The 4,084-nt window shown below is 61.0% G+C and carries 3 protein-coding genes; 1 reads left to right on the top strand and 2 read right to left on the bottom strand.

Translation table 11 applies throughout. The features are described from left to right. Positions 1–32: 32 nt before the first annotated feature. Both HX805_RS32200 and HX805_RS32195 read right to left on the bottom strand, forming a co-directional pair. Positions 33–1,163, bottom strand: a complete 1,131-nt coding sequence (locus tag HX805_RS32200) for a catalase family protein (protein ID WP_003211127.1) — start codon at positions 1,161–1,163, stop codon at positions 33–35. A gap of 31 nt (positions 1,164–1,194) precedes the next feature. Next, on the bottom strand, positions 1,195–3,006 hold the full coding sequence (locus HX805_RS32195) for a di-heme-cytochrome C peroxidase (RefSeq protein WP_177117665.1): 1,812 nt from the start codon (positions 3,004–3,006) through the stop codon (positions 1,195–1,197). Positions 3,007–3,252: 246 nt separating this feature from the next. On the opposite strand from HX805_RS32195, the gene HX805_RS32190 reads away from it, so the two are divergent. Then, positions 3,253–3,993 (top strand): FKBP-type peptidyl-prolyl cis-trans isomerase, encoded by a 741-nt coding sequence (locus HX805_RS32190; RefSeq protein WP_003211122.1) that lies wholly within the window; start codon positions 3,253–3,255, stop codon positions 3,991–3,993. The last annotated feature ends 91 nt before the right edge of the window (positions 3,994–4,084 follow it).

Here is a 4,084-nt window from a genome sequence, read left to right as displayed (position 1 = left end):
TAAATAACGGATATGTACCCAACACCGCGGCGTTACAAATTCCGGCTATGCCGATAATCACTGACCGCCTCATACACCGCCTTACGCAACCGATTAATCCCCCCAATCGGCCGATGCGCCTCCACCCCAAACCACGGATTAAACGACTGATTATCACAAGCCAGATTCAACGCCGGCGTATCAAAATCCTGCGCCGGAATCACCACCTTGGCCACCGTCTCAAACGGCGCATCACTCTCTTTCCATTCAATGCTGGTGTCCTCGATCGGCATGAACTTCTGCGGATTCTGCCGCTGAATCTGCAACACAAAACACGCCGCCACCCGGTCCGTCGACAGTTGCTGATTCAACGCACTGCGCAAAAAGTTCGGCAGGTCCTGATTCTGTTTGGGCAGCACATACGCAGGACACCCCTGGGGATCCGGCGCCACCCGAAACTTCGCATTCGCCGCCCCAAACTTATACGGCGACACCGAGAAATACGTCGTCTGCGTAGGACTCACCGGCGGCGGCGCCAACGTCGCCAGCGCGATAAACAAATGCCGCACCTGCCAACTGCGCGGATCCACCCCGGGGAAAAACGCCATGACTTTCTTGCCATCGGCCTGAGCCGAAATGTTCTGCGCATACTCCGCCACATCACTGACGAAAAAGTTCGGATGGCTGAACATCACAAAGTCCTGCTCACCCCGCGCCTGCTGATCCGCCAGCAGCTGTTTGCCTGGCACGTCCAGCAACTTGATCGCCATCCCCCGGGCATCCCGGATGCTGTCGAACTGCGGATACGCATTGCCGTTGGACAGTCGCATCATCGCCTGCCAGGTCTTGCCCGGCTCGGCGAACACGCCCTGGCGCAGGGCCGGGTCGAGGTCCGCCAGTACGCTGACCTCGGCCTTCACGCAGCCATGGGCCTTGGCATGCGCATCCCGCAGGTAACGCGTGCCTTCGCGGTGTTGGTCGACGATGCGCACGGCGGTCTGGATGATGCCCTGGGTCATGGCCGCTTCACCCGGCGGGATCTGTTCATCCGGCGATACCGGGCCGCTGTGCTGCCAGGCAAACCACAGGGTGGACAGCAACCAGCCCAGCAGGCCCAGGCCCACCAGCCACAACAGGGTCTTGCCGAGAAACGCGCCGAGGCGCAGCCAAAGTCGAGCGAGCATTTAAAAATCCTTTTCTGCGAAGTCGGTTGGGTCAGGGCAGTTGCTGTTCCAGCGGGCCGCCCAGCACTTTCAAATATTCCAGCAGCGCCCAGCGTTCCTGGGGCAGCAAGCCTCGGCCAATCACCCCGTTGCCACGCTGCCCGGCACGGAATTCGTGGCCGCTGTTGTGGTTGCCGGTGATGCGCGTATCGAACAGGAACGCGTTGGGGAACGCGGCGGTTTGATAGCCCAGGTGGCGCGGGTCGTATTCGAAGGTGCCTTTATAGAAGGTCGGGCTGCGCTCGTCCTGAGGCGAGAGCAATTGGTAGATCGTCGGCACCGAGCCGTTGTGCAGGAACGGCGGTGTCGCCCACACTCCGGCCAGGGGCCGTGCCTTGTAGGCACGCAATTCGCGTACGCCGATCGGCAGGCCGAAGCCGTCCAGGCGCGGGCGTTCGGCAGGTGTCACACCGGCGGCACGGTAGGCGTGGTCTTCGACAAAGGCGGTGATGTAGGCCAGGCCTTTGGCTGAAGAGAGGCTGCGCAGGTCCAGCGGCTCGGTGGGCGTGGGGTGCAGTTCGACGTTCATTTTCGCCAACTCCGCCGGGTCCCATTGCAGGGCGCTGAGGTCGAAGCGGTGGTCAGCGATATTGTTGGCAGTAGCGGGGTCGGTGCCGATCACCTCCACCGGGAGCATTTTCAATTGTCGCACCGGGCGGCCATCGACCTGGGACACCGCTGGCACGTGGCAGCCGGCGCAGTTTTCCGCGAACAGTGCGCGACCCTGGGCGGCCAGCGGTTTGTCGATGGCGCCGAACAGGTCTTCGGGCCAGGTGGGTGGCTTGAGCCGTTGCAGGGTTTCTTCGATGGTATTCAGGTCGCGAACCCGCACGCTGGAGGCGTAGCGCGCATCGCCCTGGAGCGGCTGGCCGGCGCTGTCGAAGAAGTCCAGGGTGGCGCCGACGCCCAGGGCTTCGCCGATATTGCGGGCCATGGGTTGTTGGGCCGAGCCATTCCATTGCACCCAGTCGAAGGTCCAGATGTCCCACAGTTGCGGGTAGTCCACCGGGGCGTTGGCGATGCGGTAGTTGTCGGGGGAAATGGCGTCGCCGAAGCTGGCGTTGGCGATACGGCCAAAGGCGTCGGTGCGGCCCGGGCCTTCTTCGGTGGGGTAGAGGCCACGGTGGGTGTCGTTCCAGGCAACTTTGAGGAAGTTGTTCAGGGACTTCTTGAAGTCCTGGCGCAGTTGCGCTGCGGTCTGGTCGTTGTAGTCATGGCCCAGCACGGTGCGGGCAAAGCGCTCGAATTTCCACGGGTTGTAGTAGGTCGAGGCCAGGCTGGCGACCAGTGCCTGGCCGAAGCTGCCGCCGCGCAGGGTCGGCACGCTGGACGGCAGCACATGTTGCGCCGGGCCACCGTCGATCCGCAGGCCCTGGCCTTTGAAGTTCAACTGGCCGGTGTGGCAGGCGGCGCAGGTGATGTCGAGGAACTCATCATTGCTGCCGGCATTTTTATGCCGGGCGAAACCCACCGGCAGGTTGCCGGGGTTCTGCGCGGTGGGCACCTGCTTGGGGTCTACCAGAAAACCAAAGCGCGCCAGGTACTCGGGCGTGGCGAAACGCTGCTCGGAGAACGGCAGCTCCAGTGCGGTAAACCAGGCATAACGCAGGCCCTTGACCTGGGTGCCCTGGGGCGTGAAATAGTAGGTCTGGCGATCTGCGGCGCTCCATTGATCCTGGTAGTGCACCTGTTCCACTGGCACGTAGACCGGCAGCTTCGGGTTGACCACGTAATAGAGCACCACCGCCAGGACCAGGCCCAGCAGTATGAAAATCATCAGCAAAACACGGGAAAAAATGCGCAAGATAACTATCCTTGTCGAGTTGTAGCGTTCTTATGCCATCAGGCCAGCAGTGCGGCAAGTGGCCATGAGTCTCGTTCCAGCGCTGCTGCCGTCCGTTGCAGGGCCCTGGATTGAATGAAAATGCTTTTAAACACGTGAACTTATCAGAAGTTTCCTGCTCACATGCCGGTAGCCATTGGTCGTGGCCGCCTGATAAGCTCGCGACTTTACTCGAATGCCCTTTTGGCACACGAACAAGGAAATAGCATGAAACAGCATCGGTTGGCGGCGGCGGTGGCCCTGGTTAGCCTGGTACTTGCGGGTTGTGATTCGCAAACCAGCGTAGAGCTGAAAACCCCGGCGCAAAAAGCTTCCTACGGTATCGGCCTGAACATGGGCAAAAGCCTTGCTCAAGAAGGTATGGATGACCTGGACTCCAAAGCGGTAGCCCAAGGCATCGAAGATGCCGTCGGCAAGAAAGAACAGAAGCTGAAAGACGACGAGCTGGTCGAAGCCTTCGCCGCACTGCAAAAACGTGCTGAAGAGCGTATGGCCAAGATGAGCGAAGAGTCGGCAACCGCCGGCAAGAAATTCCTCGAAGAAAACGCCAAGAAAGACGGCGTTGTCACCACTGCTTCCGGTCTGCAATACAAGATCGTGAAGAAAGCGGACGGTGCTCAACCCAAGCCTACCGACGTAGTGACTGTTCACTACACCGGCAAGCTCACCAACGGCACCACCTTTGACAGCTCCGTGGATCGCGGCAGCCCGATTGACCTGCCGGTCAGCGGCGTGATTCCGGGTTGGGTCGAAGGCCTGCAACTGATGCACGTTGGCGAGAAGGTCGAGTTGTACATCCCGTCCGACCTGGCCTACGGTGCCCAGAGCCCGAGCCCGGCGATTCCAGCCAACTCCGTGCTGGTATTCGACCTGGAACTGCTGGCCATCAAGGACCCGTCCAAGGCAGACGCTCCTGACGCACCGGCGGCTCCTGCTGCCAAGAAGTAATCAGCACCTGAACACACAACGCCCCGTCTCGACGGGGCGTTGTTGTTTCTGGCCTGTGCGATCGTATGCGATCGTTCCCGCGCTCTGCGTG

It is taken from the genome of Pseudomonas sp. G5001, assembly GCF_013385475.1.
In the GTDB taxonomy this organism is placed as follows: Bacteria; Pseudomonadota; Gammaproteobacteria; order Pseudomonadales; family Pseudomonadaceae; genus Aquipseudomonas.
This window is presented reverse-complemented; position numbering and strand designations above follow the sequence as displayed.

What these genes read in the sequence shown, in the direction of transcription:
- HX805_RS32200 (WP_003211127.1), bottom strand. Translation starts at nt 1,163, where the DNA reads ATGCTCGCTCGACTTTGGCTGCGCCTCGGCGCGTTTCTCGGCAAGACC.
- HX805_RS32190 (WP_003211122.1), top strand. Translation starts at nt 3,253, where the DNA reads ATGAAACAGCATCGGTTGGCGGCGGCGGTGGCCCTGGTTAGCCTGGTA.